We start from the raw sequence: 20,746 nt of genomic DNA, 5'->3' as shown, positions 1-20,746 counted from the left end.
CGAGGAGACCGGGCGGCCAAAGCCCCCGGACGGACGGGGAAGACCGTACGGCCGGAGTCCCCGGAACGGACCGGGAAGGCCGGACGGACCGGGCCCGGAACGGACCGGGCCCCCGGAACGGACGAAGGGCGCCCACCCCGCGGGTGGACGCCCTTCATGACCGCTGGTCAGCCCATGAACTTCTTGAACTCGTCGGGGAGCTCGAAGTCCTGGCCGGGCTGCCCGGCCGGGAGGCCGAACGCCCCGCCCTGCTGGGCCTGCTCGCGGCGGGCGGCCTCGGCCTGCTCCTCGGCCTTCCGCTTCATCGGGTTGCCGCTCTTGCGCTTGCCCTTGGCCTGCTTCTGCTGCTTCTTCTGCCGGCCCGGCCCGCCGCCCATGCCCGGGATGCCCGGCATGCCGGGCATGCCGCCGCCCTGGGCCATGCGCGACATCATCTTGCGGGCGTCGAAGAACCGCTCGACCAGCGACTTGACCGCGCTGACCTCGACGCCGGAACCGCGGGCGATGCGCGCCCGGCGGGAGCCGTTGATGATCGTGGGGTCCTGGCGCTCGGAGGGCGTCATCGACTTGATGATCGCGGCCGTACGGTCCACGTCACGCTCGTCGATGTTGTTGATCTGCTCCTTCATCTGGGCCATGCCGGGGAGCATGCCGAGCAGCTTGGAGATGGAGCCCATCTTCCTGACCTGCTCCATCTGGGCCAGGAAGTCGTCGAGGGTGAAGTCCTTGCCCTTGCTGCTCGCCAGCTTGGAGGCCATCTTGGCGGCCTCTTCCTGGCTGAAGGTCTGCTCGGCCTTCTCGATGAGCGAGAGCACGTCGCCCATGCCGAGGATGCGGGACGCCATGCGGTCCGGGTGGAACGCGTCGAACTCGTCCAGCTTCTCGCCGTTGGAGGCGAACATGATCTGGCGGCCGGTGACGTGCGCGATGGAGAGCGCGGCACCACCGCGGGCGTCGCCGTCGAGCTTGGAGAGCACCACGCCGTCGAAGCCGACGCCGTCCCGGAAGGCCTCGGCCGTGTTGACCGCGTCCTGACCGATCATGGCGTCGACGACGAAGAGGACCTCGTCCGGGTTGACGGCGTCGCGGATGTCCGCGGCCTGCCGCATCAGCTCCTGGTCGATGCCGAGGCGGCCGGCGGTGTCGACGATGACGATGTCGTACTGCTTGGTGCGGGCGTACTCGACGGAGTCCTTGGCGACCTGCACCGGGTCCCCGACGCCGTTGCCCGGCTCCGGCGCGTAGACGCCGACCCCGGCGCGCTCGGCGACGACCGAGAGCTGGTTGACGGCGTTGGGGCGCTGGAGGTCACAGGCGACGAGCAGCGGCGAGTGGCCCTGGCCCTTGAGCCAGAGGCCGAGCTTGCCGGCGAGGGTGGTCTTACCGGCACCCTGGAGACCGGCGAGCATGATCACGGTCGGGGCGGTCTTGGCGAACCGCAGCCGGCGGGTCTCGCCGCCGAGGATGCCGACGAGCTCCTCGTTGACGATCTTGATGACCTGCTGGGCGGGGTTCAGCGCCTGGGAGACCTCGGCCCCGAGCGCCCGCTCCTTGACCTGCTTGATGAAGGACCGCACGACGGGCAGCGCCACGTCGGCTTCCAGCAGTGCGATACGGATCTCGCGGGCGGTGGCGTCGATGTCCGCCTCGGACAGGCGCCCCTTGCCCCGGAGGTTCTTGAATGTCGCTGCAAGGCGGTCGGAGAGGGTATCGAACACGGTGGTCGCGGATCCTCGGGTGTCGGTGGCGGGTCCCCCCGGTTCGAGCGGAGCCGAGAACTGGGGGGAAGGCGGATGGTCGTCCCCCAGGGTATCCGCCCCGCGCGGCTGAGCATCAGCCCCGCCCGGAAGCGGACCCCCTGGGCTACCGGTCGCGCAGGTCGGCCTCCAGGCCGCGGGCCACCTCGGAGGCCTCCGCGGCGGGGAGCGGGGCGCCGGCCGCGTCCGTGACGTAGAACGCGTCGACCGCGTTGGCGCCCAGGGTCGAGACGTGGGCGCTGCGCACGCGCACGGCGGCCGTCTCCAGGGCGTGGCCGATGCGGTACAGCAGGCCGGGGGCGTCGTGGGCGCGGACCTCGATGACCGTGGCCAGCGTGGAGCCGGCCGCCGCGACGGTGACCCGCGGCGGCGGGGCGGCGACCCCGCGGCGGCGCGGGTAGGCCGCCTCGCGCTCGGCCAGCCGGGCGGTGACGTCCAGGGAGCCGTCGAGGACGCGCACGAGGTCGGCGCGCAGCCGGGTGGCCTGCGGGAGGGACCCGTACTCGGCGGCGACACGCCAGTTCAGGACCAGGACGGCGGCCGGGCCCAGCTCGGTGGGCAGGTCGATGGCGCGGAGGTCGGCGGAGCGGACGGTGAGGCGGTGCAGGGCGAGCACCCCGGCGACGGCGGGCAGGACGCCCGGCTGGTCGGGCAGGGCGATGAGGAGCTCGACGCCGACCGGTTCGGGCTCCGTGGTGTCGGACGGGTGCTCGGCGTGCAGGGTGAGCACGGGCTCCCCGGTGCGGAGGGCCTCGACGGCGAGACGTTCCTCCTCGGCGCCGGGTGCCGGGGGCTCCGGTGCGGGCGGGGTCTCGCCGGCGAGGACGCCCGCGACCCGTTTGACCAGGTCGGCGACGAGCGAGGCGCGCCAGGAGGACCAGGCGGCGGGGCCGGTGGCCAGGGCGTCGGCCTCGGTGAGGGCGTGCAGCAGCTCCAGGGTCGAGGGGGAGCCGACGGCGGCGGCGACGGACCGGATGGTCGCCGGGTCGTCCAGGTCGCGGCGGGTGGCGGTGTCCACGAGCAGGAGGTGGTGGCGTACGAGGGTGGCGAGCACGGCCGCGTCGGCGGCGTCGAAGCCGATCCGGCCGGCCACGTCCCGGGCGATGGTCTCGCCCGCCACCGAGTGGTCGCCGGGCCAGCCCTTGCCGATGTCGTGCAGGAGCGCGGCGACCAGGAGGAGGTCGGGGCGGCCGACGCGGCGGGTGAGCGCGGAGGCGCGTACGGCGGTCTCCACCAGGTGGCGGTCGACGGTCCAGGTGTGCACCGGGTTGCGCTGCGGGCGGCAGCGGACGCGCTCCCAGTCCGGGACGAGACGGCTGACCAGGCCCCCGGCCTCCAGCGCCTCCCAGACCGGGACGGTGGACTCGCCCGCGCCGAGGAGGGTGACGAGCTGCTCGCGGGCGTCGGCCGGCCAGGGCTCGGGCAGCGGCTTGGCGGTGGCGGCCAGTAGGCGTACGGCGTACGGCGACAGCGGCAGGGCGGACTGGGCGGCCGCGGCGGCGGCGCGCAGCGGGAGGACCGGGTCGCGTTCGGGCCGGGCGGTACGGGCGAGGACGACCTCGCCGTCCATCTCGACGACGCCCTCGGCGAGCGGGGTGCGCTCGATGGGCGGTTTGCCGCCCAGCATCTTCCGCAGCCGGGGGCGTACGGACCGGGCGCGCAGCACGCGGTTCACCTCGCGCCAGGTGACGTCACCGGCGTACGAGATGGTGCGGGCGGCCTCGTACACCTGGCGGAGCAGAACGTCGGCGTCCAGGACGCCGAGGGCGCCGGCCACCTGGTCCTGCTCCTGGAGGGCGAGGCGGTCGGTGGCCCGCCCGGTGACGAGGTGGAGCGCGTCGCGGGTGTCGAGCAGGGTGCGGCGCGCGTCGGCGAGCCCTTCGCGCGGGGCGTCGGCGAGCCAGGAGGCGGCGACCGCGCGGAGGGCGGTGGCGTCGCGCAGGCCGCCGCGGGCCTCCTTGAGGTCGGGTTCGAGGAGGAACTGGAGCTCGCCCTGGCGTTCGGCGCGCTCGCGGCACAGTGCGTCGAGTTCGGGCAGCCGCTTGGGGGCCTGGTTGCGCCAGTCGGCGAGGACGGTCGTACGCAATCCGGCGACCAGTCCGTGGTCGCCGGCGACGGCGCGGGCGTCGAGCAGGCCGAGCTGGACCCTGAGGTCCTCGGCGGCGGCCTTGCGCGCCTCGGCGGGGGTGCGGACGGAGTGGTCGAGGGCCAGGCCGAGGTCCCAGACCGGGTACCAGATGCGGTCGGCGAGGGCCGCGACGGTGGCGGGGTCGGCGCTGCCGTCGTGGAGGAGGAGCAGGTCGAGGTCGCTGCGGGGGGAGAGTTCGCCGCGGCCGTAGCCGCCGACGGCGACCAGGGCGGTGCCCCGGGGCGGGGCGGCGGCCGCGTGGAGGGCGCTCAGCCAGTCGTCGGTGAGCCGCGCGAGGGCGGCGCGGCGCGGCGGCCCGGACCGCGTCTCCTCCGTGAGGAGTCGCAGCCGGGCCGCCGCGTAGCCGCTGGGTCCCGAGTCGTCGCCGGTCACATCGGTACTCGTCACCCAAGGGCTCCTTTACAGTGCGTCGGGTCCGCGTTCGCCGGTGCGGACGCGTACGGCGGTCTCGACGGGGACGCTCCACACCTTCCCGTCACCGATCTTGCCGGTCCGGGCCGCCTTCACCACCACGTCGATGAGCTGTTCGGCGTCCTCGTCCTCGACCAGCACCTCGATGCGGATCTTGGGGACGAGGTCGACGGTGTACTCGGCGCCCCGGTAGACCTCGGTGTGGCCGCGCTGGCGTCCGTAGCCGCTGGCCTCGGTGACGGTCAGGCCCTGGATGCCGAAGGCCTGGAGGGCCTCCTTGATCTCGTCCAGCCGGTGCGGCTTGACGACCGCGGTGATGAGCTTCATGCGTCCACCTTCTTGTTCCGCTGCTGAGCTGCTGCCCCGGTCTCCGCCCCGGTCGGCACGGCCTTGCGCGATCCGGCGCCGCCGCCCGCTCCGCTGAAGTCGTACGCGGTCTCGGCGTGCTCGGCCTGGTCGATGCCCCGGACCTCGTCGTCCTCGCTGACGCGCATGCCCATCACCTTGTCGATGACGAAGGCGAGGAGCGCGGAGACGGCCAGGGAGTAGGCGAGGACCGCGAAGACCCCGGTGGCCTGCTTGCCGAGCTGCTCCAGGCCGCCACCGTAGAAGAGGCCCTTGGCGTCGGACTGGACACCGCCGGTGGCGAAGAAGCCGACGAGCAGGGAGCCGACCACACCGCCGACCAGGTGGACGCCGATCACGTCGAGGGAGTCGTCGTAGCCGAACCGGTACTTCAGGCCGACGGCCATGGCGCAGAGCAGACCGGCGATCGCGCCGATGGCGATCGCGCCGAGCGGCGAGCAGGAGCCGCCGGCGGGGGTGATGGCGACGAGGCCGGCGACCGCGCCGGAGGCGGCACCCAGGGTGGTGAAGGCGCCGTGGCGGATCTTCTCGTACGCGAGCCAGGCCAGCATGGCGGCGGCGGTGGCCACCTGGGTGTTGACGAACATCACCGCGCCGACGCCGTCGTCGTTGCCGAGCCAGGAGCCGGCGTTGAAGCCGAACCAGCCGAACCACAGCAGGCCGGCGCCGAGCATGACCAGCGGCAGGCTGTGCGGGCGCATCGGGTCCTTCTTGAAGCCGACGCGCTTGCCGATGACCAGGATGACGCCCAGCGCTGCGGCGCCGGCGTTGATGTGGACGGCGGTGCCGCCCGCGAAGTCGATGACGCCCATCTCGAAGAGCCAGCCGCCGGTGCCCCACACCCAGTGGGCGACGGGGAAGTAGACGACGGTGACCCACAGGGTGATGAACAGCGCCCAGGCGGTGAACTTCACGCGGTCGGCGAGGGCGCCGCTGATCAGCGCGGGGGTGATGATCGCGAACATGAGCTGGAAGACGGCGAAGACGTACACCGGGATGGTGTAGCCGTCCCACAGCTCGGTGATCCCGATGCCACTGAGCCCGACGTAGTCGGACGACCATCCGACGACGGAGCCCGAGTCGGTGCCGAAGGCGATGCTGAAGCCGTAGAGCACCCACAGGATCGTGACGATCCCGAGGCTGATGAAGCTCATCATCAGCATGTTGAGGGTGGATTTGACGCGGACCATGCCTCCGTAGAAGAAGGCGAGGGCCGGTGTCATCAGCATCACCAGGGCGGAGCAAATGAGCATGAACCCGGTGTTGGCGGCAGACAGCGTGGGTGTGTCTGCGGCAAGGGTCGTGATGCCTGGGGGCATCGGCGTCTCCTCGTCGTCGGTACGGCCTGTGCGGGGCGGAGCCGGGCTTGCGCGGCTATGAGGGGTGGCCGGTTATGAGCCAGAGATTCGCGCAGCGCGGTTTCCGTCGATGCCGCACGATGTTTCGCCGCAGTGACGAAGAGGGCCGGTGTGTTACGCCGCTATGAACCGCCGGGTCACGAGGAAGTAACGGGCGTACCCTCGCGCACGACACGGGACCGGCCGCGACAGTCACCCTGCTGACCTGGCAATGGGGGAGCCGAGTCGGGCTGTACGGGGTGACGGTCGCGGCCGGGGTCTGGCGGTGTGGCGGTGGTCCGGGGCGGTGACGGTGGCGGTGTGGCGGTGGTCCTGCGGTGTGGCGGTGGCGGTGGTCCGGCGGTGTGGCCGGATCAGACCGCTTCGGCGGTCTCGGGGAGCTGGGCCGTGAGGATGTCGGTGAGCCGGACCACCTCGGGTACGTCGCCGAAGTCGCGGGCGGCGGTGTCGACGGTCTTGCGCAGCCGGGTGTTCACCCGCTCGGAGCGGATCCGCCGGGCGACGCCCAGGGCGGACTCGGCCAGCTTGGTGGCCTCCTCCGGCTCCCGCTTGAGCAGGTGCACGGTGGCCATGCCGACCAGGTTGAGCGCGTACGACCGCTGGTGGTCCTCGTCCTTGGCGAAGAGGTCCACGGCCCGCTGCATCACGGGTTCCGCGAGTGAGGCGTACGTGGGGCTGCGGCCGGCCACATAGGCGAGGTCGCGGTAGGAGTGGGCGTTCTCCCCGTTCAGCTCGGCCTCGGAGAAGAAGTGGATCCAGTCGGGCTCGGGCTCGTCGTCCAGGCCGGCGTCGGCGAAGGTGTCCTCGGCCATGCGCACGGCCCGCTTGCACTTGCTGGGCTGGCCCATGTTGGCGTACGCCCGGGCCTCCATCGCATACAGCATGGCCTGGGTGCGGGCGGTGGCGCAGTCACGGCTGCCGTACTGGGCGAGGTGGATGAGCTCCAGGGCGTCGTCGGGCCGGCCGAGGTGGATCATCTGGCGGCTCATGGAGGACAGGATGTACGAGCCCAGGGGCTTGTCGCCGGCCTCCTTGGCGGCGTGCAGGGCCAGCACGAAGTACTTCTGGGCGGTGGGCTGGAGGCCCACGTCGTAACTCATCCAGCCGGCCAGCTCGGCCAGTTCGGCGGCGCACTTGAACAGGCGCTGCGCGGTCGCGGACGGCTGCGGTTCCTGGAGCAGGTCGGTGACCTCGTGGAGCTGGCCGACGACCGCCTTGCGGCGCAGCCCGCCCCCGCACTGGGCGTCCCACTGGCGGAACATGACCGTGGTGGACTCCAGCAGGTCCAGCTCGGCGCGGGAGAGCCGGGTGCCGCGGCGCGGGGCGGCCTGCTCGGGGCGCGCGGGTTCGGCGGCCGGGGTGGGGACGAGCCAGCGCTGCATGGGCTCGATCAGGGCCGGGCCGGCCGCCAGGGCGAGCGAGGTGCCGAGGAAGCCCCGGCGGGCCAGCATCAGGTCGCTGCGCGAGAAGTCGCTGAGCAGTGCCACGGTCTGGGGGCCGGCCCAGGGAAGGTCGACGCCGGACACCGAGGGTGACTGGTGCGCGGTGCGCAGACCGAGGTCCTCGACCGCGACGACGCTCCCGAACCGCTCGGAGAACAGCTCGGAGAGGATCCGCGGGATCGGCTCGCGCGGCTGCTCGCCGTCGAGCCAGCGCCGTACGCGGGAGGTGTCCGTGCTGATGTGGTGTGCGCCCATCTGGCGCGCCCGGCGGTTCACTTGACGCGCGAGCTCGCCCTTCGACCAGCCGCTGCGCACGAACCACGAGCTCAGCCGCTCGTTCGGGCGCTTCCCGGCATGCGTCCCGTCTGCGCCACTGCCGCCCACTGAAAAGCCCCCATCCGCCGAATCACCCTTGCCCGAACCCGTTATCAGCATGCCGTGAACCGCGGTCGCCCGTCGGGAGGTTGCACCCTTCGAACAGGGAACCGGCTTGCCTCCGACATACCCACCGGCGCGGACGCCACCCCGGAGGTTCGTGCACTGAAAGTAATCCTACGATCACCCGTCCGGCGAGGTCGTTTCCGTAAACGCCACCATTCGCCACCCCTTCGAATGAACTCCCCTGCCGCCAGGCGCGATTCACTTGACACCACGACAATCGGGAGTCGGCGGACCGTAGTGCGGCGAGGCGCGCGCCATGGACCGCACCACCCGGCGCACCACCGCGCACCGCCCGTCGGGGCACGGTGGCGACGGAGCGTCACCGTTGCGCTCCGCGTCGTAACCACCGGCGAGTTCCACCGTTGGAGGGGACATGGGCTTCACGATCGGCGGCACCCGCATCCTGTCCGGCTCGCGGCGGCGCGGCGCCCGCGCCACGGAGTGCACCGTGGTGGCGGAGTACACCGGCCTGTGGGGCTGGGACGTGGTCCCGGGCGCCCGGGCGGTGTCCGGCCGGTGCTCCTGCGGCGACCCGGCCTGTACGGCCCCGGGCGCCCATCCGCTCGGGTTCGCCCCCGAGGTGCCGGCGGGCTCGACGCTCGACACGGTCACCGAGGTGTGGTCGGGGTTCCCGGGCGCGGCGCTGATGCTGCCGGTGGGCCGGGCGTTCGACGTGCTGGAGGTCGCCGAGGCGGCCGGCCGGCCGGCGCTGGTCCGGCTGGAGCGGATGGGTATCCCGCTGGGCCCGGTGTGCGTGACGCCGACGGGCCGCGCCCAGTTCTTCGTGGCGCCCGGCGCGGCGGCGGAGCTGCCGGAGCTGCTGTACCGGATGGGCTGGGACGACGCCGACCTGGACCTGCGGTGCCTGGGCCCGGGCGCCCACATCACGGCGCCTCCCTCGGACCACGGGGGCCTGGGCCCCTGCCGCTGGCTGCGCCCGCCGAGCCTCGACGCGGGCGCCCCGCCCCAGGCCCGGCTGCTGCTGGGCACCCTGGCGTACATCTGCCACCGGTCGGGGACGTGACGGCGACGGTACGGACGTGACGCGGCCGGGGCGGACACGACCGGGGCGGGCCCTTCCGCGACGCACACCAGCGCCGCACCTGACGTGACGCGGCCGGGGCGGCGCCTCCTCTCGGGAGGTGCCGCCCCGGCCGCTGTGCCGGCCCGCCGCACCCGGCGGCCGGCCCGTACCGGACGGGCGTCCGGGGTGTCAGTCCCCGATCAGGGCGTCGACGAAGGCCTCCGGCTCGAACGGCGCCAGGTCGTCCGGGCCCTCGCCCAGGCCGATGAGCTTCACCGGCACGCCCAGCTCCCGCTGGACCGCGACGACGATGCCGCCCTTGGCGGTGCCGTCCAGCTTGGTGAGCACGATGCCGGTGATGTCGACGACCTCCGCGAAGACCCGCGCCTGCACCAGGCCGTTCTGGCCGGTGGTGGCGTCCAGGACGAGGAGCACCTCGTCCAGCGGGCCGTGCTTCTCCACGACGCGCTTGACCTTGCCGAGCTCGTCCATCAGACCGGTCTTGGTGTGCAGCCGGCCCGCGGTGTCGATGAGGACCACGTCCGCGCCCTCGGCGATACCTTCCTTCACCGCGTCGTAGGCGACCGACGCCGGGTCGCCCGCCTCCGGGCCGCGCACGGTCCGGGCGCCGACCCGCTCGCCCCAGGTCTGGAGCTGGTCGGCGGCCGCGGCGCGGAAGGTGTCGGCGGCGCCGAGCACGACGGACTTGCCGTCGGCGACCAGGACCCGGGCCAGCTTGCCGGTGGTCGTGGTCTTGCCGGTGCCGTTGACGCCGACGACCATGACGATGCCGGGCGTGTCGAGGTCGCTCTCGGTGTGGACGGTGCGGTCCAGGTCGGTGCCGATCAGGGCGAGGAGTTCCTCGCGCAGCAGACCGCGCAGCTCCTCCGGCGTCCGGGTGCCGAGGACGCGCACCCGCTCGCGCAGGCGCTCCACCAGTTCCTGGGTGGGGGCGACGCCGACGTCCGCGGTGAGGAGGGTGTCCTCGATCTCCTCCCAGGTGTCCTCGTCGAGGTGCTCCCGCGACAGCAGCGTCAGCAGGCCCTTGCCCAGGCTGTTCTGCGAGCGGGCGAGCCGGGCGCGCAGCCGGACCAGCCGGCCGGCGGTGGGCTCCGGGATCTCGATCTCGGGTGCGGGCGGGGCCGCGACGAGCGGGTCCTCGACGGCGGCGGGGGCCTCCAGGGCCTCTTCGGCCGTCGGGAGGTCCACCTCCTCGATGGTGCGGCGCGGTTCCTCCCGCGGTGTCTCCGCCTCCTCGCCGACGTGCGGCTCGGTGGGCGGAGCGGTGATGGTCGGCGTGCTCGACGGCGCCTGGGGCGGCGGCAGCTGCTTCTTCTTGCGGCTGCTGACCACGAGGCCGCTGATCGCGCCGACCGCGACCAGAGCGATGACTACAGCAAGGATGACGATTTCCATAACCCGTCCAGTATCGGCCACGACCGCCCCGACGGACGGTCTCGGACATGCACCCGGTCACATCCGGGAGCTGTTCCCCACGTGTGTCGCCGCGAACATCAGTGTGCCGCTGCTCACCGTGGGGGCGGGACTGATCGTCTTCAACGGGCTGAACCTCTGGTGCTCCCCGCACCTGCTCGGGGAACACGTACTGCCCCGGCTCAAGGCCGTCGGGGCCTGAACCGGGGCAGTTCTCGTTCCGAGGAGAGGGGCAGCGGGGTTTAGCCCATCTCCTCCAACGCCTTGCCCTTGGTCTCCTTCACGTACTTGAGCACGAAGGGGATGGAGAGCACGGCGAAGACCGTGTAGATGACGTAGGTGCCGGAGAGGTTCCAGTCCGCCAGGGACGGGAAGCTCGCGGTGATGGCCCAGTTGGCGATCCACTGGGCGGAGGCGGCGACGCCGAGGGCGGCGGCGCGGATCCGGTTGGGGAACATCTCGCCGAGGAAGACCCAGACCACCACGCCCCAGGAGAGGGCGAAGAAGAGCACGAAGAGGTGGGCGGCGACCAAGGCGACGACACCCTGGGTGGTGGGCAGCTTGCCGCCGACGAGGTCGGCGGAGAAGGCCCAGGCCTCGAAGGCGAGGGCGATCGCCATACCGGCGGAGCCGACCAGGGCGAGCGGCCGGCGGCCGACCCGGTCCACCAGGATCATCGCGATCACCGTGCCGATGATGTTGATGATCGACGTGGTGAACGAGTAGAAGAACGAGCTCGACGGGTTGATGCCGACCGACTGCCACAGCGTCGAGGAGTAGTAGAAGGCCACGTTGATGCCGACGAGCTGCTGGAAGACGGACAGGCCGATGCCGACCCAGACGATGGGCAGGAAGCCGAAGCGGCTGCCGAGCAGGTCGCGGAAGGTCGACTTGTGCTCGCGGCGCATGGCGTTCTCGATCTCCCGGACGCGGGCGTCCAGGTCGACCCCCTTGCCCTCGACCTCGGCCAGGACCTCCTTGGCCCGGTCCTTGCGGCCGACGGAGATCAGGAACCGGGGCGACTCGGGGATCGCGAAGGAGAGCAGGCCGTAGAGCACGGCCGGGACGACCATGACGCCGAGCATCCACTGCCAGGCCTCCAGGCCGGCGATCTCACCGCGCTGGTCGCCGTCGGCCATGTTGAGGATGGCCCAGTTGACGAGCTGCGAGACGGCGATGCCGACGACGATCGCGGCCTGCTGGAAGGAGCCGAGCCGGCCGCGGTAGGCGGCGGGGGCGACCTCGGCGATGTAGGCCGGGCCGATCACCGAGGCCATGCCGATGGCGAAGCCGCCGACCACGCGCCACACGGCGAGGTCCCACAGGGCGAACGGCACGGCGGAACCGACGGCGCTGATGGTGAACAGGACGGCGGCGATCTGCATGCAGCGGATGCGGCCGATGCGGTCCGCGATGCGGCCGGCGGTCGCGGCGCCGATGGCGCAGCCGATCAGGGCGATGGCGATGACCTGGGCGAGGGTGCCGGAGCCGATCTCGTACCGGTGGCGGATGGCCTCGACGGCACCGTTGATGACGGAGCTGTCGTAGCCGAAGAGGAATCCGCCCATCGCGGCGGCGGCCGTGATGAAGATGACATGGCCGAGGTGGTCGGGATGGGCCTCTCGGGCCCCCGACGCCGGCGGCTGCGCTGTGCTGGTCACGTGAACTCCTGGTACCCGGCGCCGTCGCCGGGCATGGGGGGCGAGCCCTTCCAGTGGCGCACAACTTCACGCCGCCCACCACTTGAAGGTAAAAGCAACGCTGAAGAGACTATTCCTTCAAGTTTCGAAGTCAAGAGTCATTGGACTATGAATCTGAGCGAACGGCGTGTCGGCTTGCGTTCAGAAGATGAAACCAACTGGTCTCGGGGCCGGCGGAGGCCTCACCGCAGGCGCTGGCTGATGACCTTCGAGACGCCGTCCCCCTGCATGGACACCCCGTACAGCGCGTCGGCGACCTCCATCGTGCGCTTCTGGTGGGTGATCACGATCAGCTGCGAGCTCTCCTGGAGTTCCCGCATGATCCTGATCAGCCGCTGGAGGTTGGTGTCGTCCAGCGCCGCCTCGACCTCGTCCATCACGTAGAACGGACTCGGCCGTGCCTTGAAGATCGACACCAGCATGGCCACGGCCGTCAGCGACCGCTCCCCGCCGGACAGCAGCGACAGCCGCTTGACCTTCTTGCCCGGCGGACGGGCCTCGACGTCCACGCCCGTGGTGAGCATGTTGTCGGGATCGGTCAGCACCAGCCGCCCCTCACCGCCCGGGAAGAGCCGCGAGAAGACCCCCTCGAACTCCCGGGCCGTGTCGCGGTACGCCTCGGTGAAGACCTGCTCGACGCGTACGTCCACCTCCCTCACCACCTGAAGGAGGTCGGCCCGTGTCTTCTTCAGGTCCTCGAGCTGCTCGGACAGGAACTGGTGACGCTCCTCCAGCGCCGCGAACTCCTCCAGCGCCAGCGGGTTCACCTTCCCGAGCTGTTGGTACGCCCGCTCGGCCGACTTCAGGCGTTTCTCCTGTTCCGCGCGGACGAAACGTCCCGGCCGGTTGCGGGGGTGGTCCGGGTCGTCCGGCAGCTCCTCCCCCTCGGCGGACGGCGACGGCGGCACCGGCTGGTCGGGCCCGTACTCGGCGACCAGCGCGCCCGGCTCCACACCCAGCTCCTCCAGCGCCCGGGTCTCCATCTGCTCGATCCGCAACCGCTTCTCGGCACCCAGCACCTCGCCCCGGTGCACCGAGTCGGTGAGCTTGTCCAGTTCGCCCTTCAGCTCCCGGCCCCGGACCCGGGCCGCCGCCAGCTCCCGCTCGCGGGCCGCCTTGGCCGCCTCGGCCTCCGCCCGCTCCCGCTCCGCCCGCACCAGGGACACCTCGACATGCGCCAGGAGCTGGCGGGCACCGGACGCCACCGCTCCGGCGACGCCGGCCTCGTGGCGCAGCCGGGCGCGGCGCTCATCGGCCCTGGCCCGCGCCTCCCGCTCGGCCCGGGCGGCCCGGTCGAGGGAGTCGGCGCGCCCGGCCAGGCCCTTGACCCGCTCCTCGTGCGTACGGACCTGGAGGCGGGCCTCCATCTCGGTCTGGCGGGCGTTCGCGCCGTCGGCGGAGAGCCGGTCGCGCACCGAGGTGTCGGGCTCCTCCTCGACCGGGGTCTCCTCGGCGACCAGCAGCCGCTCCGCCAGCTCCTCGGCCTCCTCGGTGGCCCGCTCCAGGGCCTCCTGGGCCCGGGCGGCGGCCGCCGCGGTCCGCTCGGCCTCCCCCGCGGCGCCCCGCGCCTGCCCGGCCAGCCGCCCCAGCGCCTGCGCGACCGAGGACTTCTCCCGGTCCGCCGCCCGGCGCCGCTCGGCCAGCTCCTCGACCCGGGCGGCCGCGGCCCGGCGCCGCTCGCCGGCCGCCGCCTGCGCGGCGGCCAGCTCCTCGCACCGTACGGCCAGCCGGGCCAGTTCGGCGGCGGCCTCGTCCACCGAGGCCTGGACCTCCAGGAGGCTGGGCGCCCCCGCCGAACCGCCCTGCGCGAAGTGCGCGCCCAGCACGTCGCCCTCGGCGGTGACGGCCACCAGTCCGGGGCGGGCGTACACCAGGTCCTCGGCGTCCTCCAGCCCGGCGACCACGACCACGTTCCGCAGCAGCCGCCGCACCGCGGGCATCAGCTCGTCGGGCCCGCGCACCAGATCCGCCGCGTAGATCCGTCCCTCTCCGCGGCCCCGCTCGCCGTGCTCGTCGGGGCCCGCTCCCCCGGGCCGCTGCTCCCCGGAGGCCTCCCCCCGGCCCCGCTCCGCCGGTCCGTCCGGCGGCCCGGCCAGCAGCAGGGCGGCGCGCCCCGCGTCCTGCTTGCGCAGAAGCCGGATGGCCTCCGCGGCCGCCGCCGGGTCCCGTACCGCGATCGCGTCGGCGGCCGCGCCCAGGGCGGCGGCGACCGGCACCTCGTACCCGGGCGCGACGGTCAGCAGCTCGGCCGCCGGGCCCAGCAGGCCGGCCGGCCGGTCCCCGGCGTCCAGCAGCGCGCCGGTGCCGTCCTTGCGGCGCAGGCCCAGCGAGAGGGCCTCGTGCCGTGCGGCCACGGCCGCCCGCCGCCGCTCCGCCGCGGTGGCGTCCTCCCGCGCGGCACCGAGGGCCGCCTCGGCGTCGGCCAGCTCCCGCTTGGCCGCCTCGTGCCGCTCGGCCAGCTCGGCGTCGCCGGCGTCCAGCCCGTCGACCTCCGCCTTGAGCGCCTCGTACTCCTCCTGCGCGGTGACCGCCCGCTGCCGCGCCTCGTCGCGGGCGGCGGCCAGCCGGTCGATCTCCGCCTGCGCGGAGGCGGCCCGGGACCGGGCCGCGCCGACCTGTCCGCTCAGCCGGGCCAGGCCCTCGCGCCGGTCGGCGATCGCCCGGGCCAGGTCCTTCAGGCGCCGCTCCTCCACCGCCAGTTCCCGCTCCAGCTCGGCGCGGTGGGCGACGGTGTCCTCCAGCGCCCGCCGGGCCGCCTCCAGCGCGGCCTCCAGCTCCGCCTCCTGCTCGCGGACCCGGGCGGCCTCCCGCTCCAGGTCCTCGGGGTCGCGGCCGCGCGGCTCCTCGACCGGCGCGGCGGTGGCACTCTTCACCCGCGCGTCGGCCAGCGAGACGGTGCCGCGCACCCGCTCGGCGAGCTGCGACAGCTCGTACCAGGTCTGCTGGGCGCGCTGGAGCCGGGGCGTGAGGAGGCGGACCTCCTCCTCCAGCTCCGCCTCCCGGCCGAGCGCGGCCGTCAGGGCCGCCTCCGCCCGCTCCTTGCGCTCCTTCAGCGCGGCCTCGTCGGCGATCTCGGCCGCCAGCGCTTCCCGGAGGCGTACGAGGTCGTCCGCGAGCAGCCGCAGCCGGGCGTCGCGGAGGTCGGCCTGGATGACGGCGGCCCGGCGGGCCACGGCGGCCTGCCGTCCCAGGGGCTTGAGCTGGCGGCGCAGCTCGTCGGTGAGGTCCTGGACGCGGGCGAGGTTGGCCTGCATCGCGTCCAGCTTCCGCAGCGCCTTCTCCTTGCGCTTGCGGTGCTTGAGGACGCCGGCGGCCTCCTCGATGAACGCCCGGCGCCCCATCGGGTCGGCGTGCAGGACGGAGTCGAGCTGGCCCTGCCCGACGATGACGTGCATCTCCCGGCCGATGCCGGAGTCGCTGAGCAGGTCCTGGATGTCGAGGAGCCGGCAGGTGTCGCCGTTGATCTGGTACTCGCTGCTGCCGCCCCGGAACATGATCCGGGTGATGGTGACCTCGGCGTAGTCGATGGGCAGCGCGCCGTCGGAGTTGTCGATGGTGAGGGAGACCTCGGCCCGGCCGAGCGGCGGGCGGCCGGTCGTCCCGGCGAAGATGACGTCCTCCATCTTGCCGCCGCGCAGCGACTTGGCTCCCTGCTCTCCCATGACCCAGGAGAGCGCGTCCACCACATTGGACTTGCCCGAGCCATTGGGCCCCACGACGCAGGTGATTCCCGGTTCGAACCGAAGAGTGGTGGCGGAGGCGAACGACTTGAAGCCGCGCAGGGTCAGGGCCTTGAGGTGCACGCCCCCGGACTTTACCCGCCGCTTCCCGTTTGCCCCATGAACACGAAGGGCAGATCAGACGGTAAGGATCAGTGGAACGCCGGGTGACGGCGGAGGGAAGGACGGAGTTCCCGGGGGAGGAAAAGAAGAAGGGACGCCGAAGCGTCCCTTGCATATCTCGCGAGAGTGTTTCTCACCCTGCCCGATACCGACGTGCCGATACGGGCCTGGCCGACGGGGGCTGGGTTCAGGTGAGCGCAGGCTCCGCCTTGGGTACGTCGATGTCGATGCCGTCGAGCAGCGACTCGCTGTGTGCGGCGGCGTTCAGCGCGTCGTTCTCGGACTGAATCCGTACGAGCTCGGACTCGAGGTCCTGCACGCGCTGCTGAAGCCGTCGCATCTCGGCGAGAAGTCGCGGGTCGGAACCGCCGACATAACCGAGAAGCGCCTTTGCCATGACTTTTGGTCCTCCACACTGAGTGACCGACCGAAGCGGTGTGGGTCGTGAGGGAATGGCACCCGCGGAGTCCGGCAGTGGGTGGTGCCGCTGCGGTTCTTACTGCCAAACAGCTAAGGTGCGCGGGGCTTCCAGAGTCTCACCAAAAAGTTTGACGGTCAACACGATCACGCCCCGCATCAAGGGGCGACCGGGGGCCTGCGGCCACGAACGGCGCGGCGGCGGCTCTCTCAGCGGTGCCCTGGGGCGTGACGACCGCACGGACCGGGCCGTGGATCATCCTTACCCGCGCAGCCTGGCACGGACCGCCGTTCTTGGCAACCACCAGGCCGTTTCTCCCCGCGCACATGCCCACGGCAGCTCCGCCGGGGCGTCCCGGGCCGACGCGGGGAGGCCCCGGGACCAAGATCGTCAGCGGATCGCGAAGCCGTCGTAACCACCGCGCGGGGTGTCCCAGATCTCAGTCACCCCGTCGACACTTCCGGGTGTGTCGCCGGAGCGAAGCCACTCCAGCAAACGGTGGCAATTCTCACTCGGGCCCTCGGCCACCACCTGCACCCTGCCGTCGTCAAGATTCAGGGCGAAGCCGGTGAGGCCTCCGATCTCCAAAGCATTTGCCCTGGTGAACCAGCGGAAGCCCACTCCCTGTACTCGGCCGCGCACCCAGGCGGTAAGCCGTGCGTCTTCTTTCATGGCTGCACGCTAACCGGCCAATTGCACTCGGAGCACTTCTCCCCCACCCGTCATGGCGTACAGTCCCGACGAAATGGCCTCACCCGTTCGGGCGAGCGACCGACTGACCTTGATGTCCTGACCAGACGTCGACGCAGGAAGGCACAGCAGATGGGACGCCACCGGAAGAACCGGGCCGTGGTGCCCGTACGCACCGGGCTGCTCGGCGCCTCCGCCGCGATGGCGGTGGGCGCCGTCGCCGTGGCCTCCGGCCTGCTCCCCGGTGGCGACACCTTCACCATCGGCGGCAGCGGCTCCGGCGAGCGCGTACACGCCGGGGGCGCCCCCGAGCTCACCACCCAGGGCGGCGCCGACGCCACGCCCCAGCGCCCCTCGACGGCCGCGAGCCGGAGCGCGGAGCGGACCCTCGCCCCCTCCCGGGCCGCCACGCCGACACCCTCCGCCCCGTCCCCCTCCGCGCCGCGGACGACGAAGCCTCCGGCCCCCCGGAAGACGGCCGCCAAGAGCGCCGTGCCCACGCGCCCGGCCACGCCGACCCCCGCGCCCGAGCGGACCGTCGAGCGGCCGGAGCCGCCCGCGGTTCCCGTCCCGTCCTCCGCCGCTGCCGCCGCCGACAACGGCCGGGAGGCGGCCGCCGAGGCCGCGGTGCTCACCCTGGTCAACGCCGAGCGCGCCAAGGTGGGCTGCACCCCGGTGCAGGCGTCCCGCGGACTCGGGGCCCTGGCCGGCGCGTACAGCCGGGACATGGCCGAGCGCGGCTTCTTCTCGCACACCGACCCCGACGGGGCCTCGCCCTGGGACCGTGCCGCCACCGCGGGCGTCCAGGGGCTGGCCGCCGAGAACATAGCCCGGGGCCAGGCGGACGCCGAGGCCGTGATGGAGTCCTGGATGAACAGCGACGGCCACCGTGCCAACATCCTCAACTGCGACTACACGCGGCTGGGCGTCGGCGTGCACTTCGCTGACGGCGGCCCCTGGTGGACCCAGGACTTCGGCTTTTGAGATAAGCGCCGGTCAGAGCGCTATCAGCCCTGCTGGGCCGTCTCGGGGCCGTCATCCGTAGCCCTTGAGGTACCGAAGACCGCATCCACGGCGGCCCGCGTACGGGTCTGGCTGGACGGCATCAGGTGCGTGTACGTCCGCAGGGTGAAGCCGGGACCGTGATGGCCCAGGTATTCGCTGAGGGCCTTGATGCTCTCGCCCGCGTCAAGCAGCACGGATGCGCAGAAGTGCCGTAGGGCGTGCATGTCATGGAATCAGCCTCATGGCGCTCAGGGCGCCCAACCCTGATCGACATTTTTCTTGCGCTCCCGGCGCTTCAATGCGCTCCGGATTAGCAAGTAGGTCGCAATGGCGATCAGGGTCATCCCCATGAGGATCAAGATTGCCCCGATGACGATCAGGATCGTCCCGATAAGGATCAAGATCGTCCCGATGATGAGAAGGAAGATGGCGAGGACGATCACGGCTGCCTCCTGTCCCCCTCCCGACTCTGGCTCCGTCACCTCTCCAATGCAACCACTTCCGGATGAAACGGCGCGGTGTACCGCCCGGCGATGCCCGTCTGCTGAGGTCCGACCCATTCGGGCCAGGTCGTAGCACCGGTGGGGACGTCCCAGGTCATGGCACCGGCTACCACGGCCGGGGAAGTCGGTACCGTCGAGCGCCTTCCCGGGCCTTCACGGAGCCGTGAAAGGGTGCTCGACGGCGACCGACGCTGACAACCGTTGACGGCTCAGCCGCAGGTCACAGCGTTGATCGGTCAGACGACCGCAGGTCAGAGAACCGGCATGTCACTTCTTCGGCTTCTGAGCCGTCGCCGTCAGCGGCCCGCGCCCCGCCGGGAGCGTCAGGCCGGGGTGCGGGGCGCGATGCGCGGGGGTCGCTGGCAGCGCGGGCAGTAGTAGCTGGAGCGGTTCATCCAGGGGCGGCGGCGCATCGGGGTCCCGCAGCGCCGGCAGGGCTCGCCCTCCCGGCCGTACGCGTCCAGGGAGCGGTCGAAGTAGCCCGACTCGCCGTTGACGTTGACGTACAGGCTGTCGAAGCTGGTGCCGCCGACCGCGAGCGCCGCCGTCATCACGTCCCGCACATGCCCGAGGAGCTCGGCGGAGCGGGGGCGGGTGAGGCTCGCCGTGGGACGGTCGTAGTGGAGGCGGGAGCGCCACAGCGCCTCGTCCGCGTAGATGTTCCCGACACCGCTGATCAGCGACTGGTCGAGCAGCGCCCGCTTGACCGTCGTACGCCGCAGCCGCAGCGCCGTGTGGAAGGCGGCGTCGTCGAAGGCGGGGTCGAGGGGGTCGCGCGCGATGTGGGCGATCGGCAGGGGCAGCCCGTCCGGGGTGTTCTCGTGGAGGGAGAGCCCGCCGAAGGTGCGCTGGTCGACGAAGCGCAGTTCGGTGCCCCGCTCGTCGTCGAAGCGGACGCGGATCCGGAGGTGCTTCTCGTCGGCCGCGTCCTCCGGCCGCACGAGCAGTTGCCCGCTCATGCCGAGGTGTCCGAGGACGGACGCGTCGGTGTCGTCCAGCGGCAGCCACAGGTACTTGCCGCGCCGCCGGGCGATCCCGAAGCGGTGCCCCGCCAGCCGCGCGGCGAAGTCCTCGCCGCCGGCGAGGTGCCGCCGTACGGCACGGGGGTGCAGGACCTGGACGTCGGAGACGGTCCGCCCGCTGACCCAGCGCTCCAGGCCGCGGCGTACGACTTCGACCTCGGGCAGCTCGGGCACGTCGCTCCTTCGCGCGGTCGTGAGAAAGCCCCGTCGCGTGTTTCCCCCCGCGCCCGGGGGCGGAGGGGGAGCGACGGGGTGGAAGCGAACGGACCGGGCCGGACACGGCCCGGTCCGGGACTCAGGCCGAGGCCCCGGAGACCGAAGAGGGGTCGGCGACCTCTTCGGGACCGGAGTCCGGGCCGGTGGTGTTCCCACCGGGTTCCGTGCCCGCGTCCGAGCCGGATCCGGCCGCGGCCGCTGCCGCCGCCTCCCGCTCGTCCGCGGCGGCGCGGATGGCCCGCCAGGCGGACTCCGCCGCCTGCTGTTCCGCTTCCTTCTTGCTGCGGCCGGTGCCGGTGCCGTACGAGACACCACCGACGCGGGCAGCAGCAGTGAAGGTCTTCTCGTGGTCCGGTCCGGTCTCGGTGACCAGGTACTCCGGGACGCCGAGACCCTCGGCCGCGGTGAGTTCCTGGAGGCTGGTCTTCCAGTCCAGGCCGGCGCCGAGGTTCGAGGACTTCTCGATCAGCGGGTCGAAGAGCCGGTGCACCAGCTCGGACGCCGCTTCGAGGCCCTGGTCGAGATAGACCGCGCCGATCACCGCTTCGAGGGTGTCGGCGAGGATGGATGCCTTGTCCCGGCCCCCGGTGCCCTCTTCGCCCCGGCCGAGCCGGATGAAGGAGCCCAGGTCGAGGCCGCGGCCGACCTCCGCCAGCGCACGCGAGTTGACCACCGCGGCCCGCAACTTGGCCAACTGGCCTTCGGGCAGGTCGGGGTGGGTGCGGTACAGCGTGTCCGTGACCACCAGGCCGAGCACGGAGTCCCCGAGGAACTCCAGCCGCTCGTTGGTGGGCAGACCGCCGTTCTCGTACGCGTACGAACGGTGGGTCAGCGCACGCACCAGAAGGGCGGACTCGAGGTGGTACCCGAGCCGCCCTTCCAGAAGCGTGTGGGACGAGGCCGTGTTTTCCGCCTGCTTCTTGGCGTCATCCGCCATTTTGTGGCTAGACACGGTGCCTCTCACCAGC

At 72.4% G+C, this 20,746-nt stretch carries 16 protein-coding genes and 1 pseudogene; 3 read left to right on the top strand and 14 right to left on the bottom strand.

Annotated elements, in window-relative coordinates:
- Positions 1 to 167 precede the first annotated feature (167 nt).
- The 5 genes from ffh to ACF068_RS27885 form a co-directional block, all read right to left on the bottom strand.
- Complete coding sequence (gene ffh, locus ACF068_RS27905; RefSeq protein WP_392277049.1) at positions 168 to 1,718, bottom strand: signal recognition particle protein; 1,551 nt, start codon at positions 1,716 to 1,718, stop codon at positions 168 to 170.
- Positions 1,719 to 1,863: 145 nt separating this feature from the next.
- A complete protein-coding gene (locus ACF068_RS27900; protein ID WP_392277048.1) occupies positions 1,864 to 4,293 on the bottom strand; it encodes a [protein-PII] uridylyltransferase in 2,430 nt (809 codons plus the stop codon).
- 12 nt (positions 4,294 to 4,305) lie between these two features.
- Positions 4,306 to 4,644, bottom strand: a complete 339-nt coding sequence (locus ACF068_RS27895) for a P-II family nitrogen regulator (RefSeq protein WP_037689863.1) — start codon at positions 4,642 to 4,644, stop codon at positions 4,306 to 4,308.
- Positions 4,641 to 6,002: an ammonium transporter gene (locus ACF068_RS27890; RefSeq protein WP_392277047.1), complete on the bottom strand. Its 1,362-nt coding sequence runs from the start codon at positions 6,000 to 6,002 to the stop codon at positions 4,641 to 4,643. The genes ACF068_RS27895 and ACF068_RS27890 overlap by 4 nt, the downstream gene beginning before the upstream one ends.
- A 392-nt stretch (positions 6,003 to 6,394) precedes the next feature.
- Positions 6,395 to 7,867, bottom strand: a complete 1,473-nt coding sequence (locus tag ACF068_RS27885) for a hypothetical protein (RefSeq protein WP_392277046.1) — start codon at positions 7,865 to 7,867, stop codon at positions 6,395 to 6,397.
- A gap of 430 nt (positions 7,868 to 8,297) precedes the next feature.
- Here ACF068_RS27885 and ACF068_RS27880 point away from each other — a divergent pair, with 430 nt between their 5' ends.
- Positions 8,298 to 8,948, top strand: a complete 651-nt coding sequence (locus tag ACF068_RS27880; RefSeq protein WP_392277045.1) for a bifunctional DNA primase/polymerase — start codon at positions 8,298 to 8,300, stop codon at positions 8,946 to 8,948.
- 189 nt (positions 8,949 to 9,137) lie between these two features.
- Here ACF068_RS27880 and ftsY read toward each other — a convergent pair whose 3' ends face one another.
- Positions 9,138 to 10,364: a signal recognition particle-docking protein FtsY gene (gene ftsY / locus ACF068_RS27875; RefSeq protein WP_392277044.1), complete on the bottom strand. Its 1,227-nt coding sequence runs from the start codon at positions 10,362 to 10,364 to the stop codon at positions 9,138 to 9,140.
- On the opposite strand from ftsY, the pseudogene ACF068_RS27870 reads away from it, so the two are divergent.
- Positions 10,336 to 10,524 (top strand): annotated as a pseudogene (locus tag ACF068_RS27870) (cytosine permease); the annotation flags it as partial. The gene ftsY and the pseudogene ACF068_RS27870 overlap by 29 nt on opposite strands.
- A 100-nt stretch (positions 10,525 to 10,624) precedes the next feature.
- Here the strand turns inward: ACF068_RS27870 and ACF068_RS27865 are convergent.
- From ACF068_RS27865 to ACF068_RS27850, 4 genes are all read right to left on the bottom strand, one after another.
- A complete protein-coding gene (locus tag ACF068_RS27865) occupies positions 10,625 to 12,043 on the bottom strand; it encodes a sugar porter family MFS transporter (protein WP_392277043.1) in 1,419 nt (472 codons plus the stop codon).
- Positions 12,044 to 12,264: 221 nt separating this feature from the next.
- Positions 12,265 to 15,885 (bottom strand): chromosome segregation protein SMC, encoded by a 3,621-nt coding sequence (smc, locus tag ACF068_RS27860; RefSeq protein WP_392277042.1) that lies wholly within the window; start codon positions 15,883 to 15,885, stop codon positions 12,265 to 12,267.
- A 226-nt stretch (positions 15,886 to 16,111) separates the two neighbouring features.
- Positions 16,112 to 16,321: a hypothetical protein gene (locus ACF068_RS27855; protein WP_073754570.1), complete on the bottom strand. Its 210-nt coding sequence runs from the start codon at positions 16,319 to 16,321 to the stop codon at positions 16,112 to 16,114.
- A gap of 411 nt (positions 16,322 to 16,732) precedes the next feature.
- Entirely contained in the window at positions 16,733 to 17,014 is a 282-nt protein-coding gene (locus ACF068_RS27850; RefSeq protein ID WP_392277041.1) for an acylphosphatase, read from the bottom strand.
- 150 nt (positions 17,015 to 17,164) lie between these two features.
- On the opposite strand from ACF068_RS27850, the gene ACF068_RS27845 reads away from it, so the two are divergent.
- Entirely contained in the window at positions 17,165 to 18,016 is an 852-nt protein-coding gene (locus ACF068_RS27845; protein WP_392277040.1) for a CAP domain-containing protein, read from the top strand.
- A 23-nt stretch (positions 18,017 to 18,039) separates the two neighbouring features.
- Here the strand turns inward: ACF068_RS27845 and ACF068_RS27840 are convergent, their stop codons facing one another.
- From ACF068_RS27840 to rnc, 4 genes are all read right to left on the bottom strand, one after another.
- Positions 18,040 to 18,261, bottom strand: a complete 222-nt coding sequence (locus tag ACF068_RS27840) for a tyrosine-type recombinase/integrase (RefSeq protein ID WP_392277039.1) — start codon at positions 18,259 to 18,261, stop codon at positions 18,040 to 18,042.
- A gap of 24 nt (positions 18,262 to 18,285) precedes the next feature.
- Positions 18,286 to 18,480 carry a hypothetical protein gene (locus ACF068_RS27835; RefSeq protein WP_392277038.1) on the bottom strand — a complete coding sequence of 65 codons (195 nt, stop codon included), beginning with the start codon at positions 18,478 to 18,480 and terminating at the stop codon, positions 18,286 to 18,288.
- A 383-nt stretch (positions 18,481 to 18,863) separates the two neighbouring features.
- A complete protein-coding gene (mutM, locus tag ACF068_RS27830; protein ID WP_392277037.1) occupies positions 18,864 to 19,736 on the bottom strand; it encodes a bifunctional DNA-formamidopyrimidine glycosylase/DNA-(apurinic or apyrimidinic site) lyase in 873 nt (290 codons plus the stop codon).
- A gap of 121 nt (positions 19,737 to 19,857) precedes the next feature.
- Complete coding sequence (gene rnc, locus ACF068_RS27825; protein WP_392277036.1) at positions 19,858 to 20,742, bottom strand: ribonuclease III; 885 nt, start codon at positions 20,740 to 20,742, stop codon at positions 19,858 to 19,860.
- Positions 20,743 to 20,746: the final 4 nt, after the last annotated feature.

Origin of the sequence: Streptomyces sp. NPDC016309, assembly GCF_043077235.1 — a bacterium.
In the GTDB taxonomy this organism is placed as follows: domain Bacteria; phylum Actinomycetota; class Actinomycetes; order Streptomycetales; family Streptomycetaceae; genus Streptomyces.
The sequence above is the reverse complement of the archived record's forward strand: the minus strand, read 5'-3'. Positions and strand labels throughout refer to the sequence as shown.